Below are 264 nucleotides of genomic sequence, written 5' to 3' on the forward strand. Positions count from 1 at the left end.
CGGCTAGCCCACTTGAAGGCTTCGGCTTCATTCTGTTCTACGCCAATGCCATGATAGAACATATATGCCAATACATATTGTGCAGTAGCATATCCCTGATCTGCGGCTTTCTCATAGAGCTCATAAGCTTTCTTATAGTCCTGGGCAACACCAATTCCATTGCCATACATATTCGCAAGACTGAACTGGGCTTCAGCATTGCCGTCTGCTGCAAGTGGCTGCCAACGCTCTATTGCGAGAGAATACTTCTTCGCATCGAAGGCT

General features: G+C 47.3%; 1 protein-coding gene. It reads right to left on the minus strand.

Annotated features, from left to right (window positions below; all coding sequences use genetic code 11):
• On the minus strand, positions 1-233 hold a 233-nt coding region (locus SCA31_RS23895; protein WP_410699486.1), incomplete at its 3' end, for a tetratricopeptide repeat protein.
• Positions 234-264: the final 31 nt, after the last annotated feature.

This window comes from Chryseobacterium sp. SIMBA_028 (genome assembly GCF_046535285.1).
Taxonomy (GTDB): Bacteria; Bacteroidota; Bacteroidia; order Flavobacteriales; family Weeksellaceae; genus Chryseobacterium.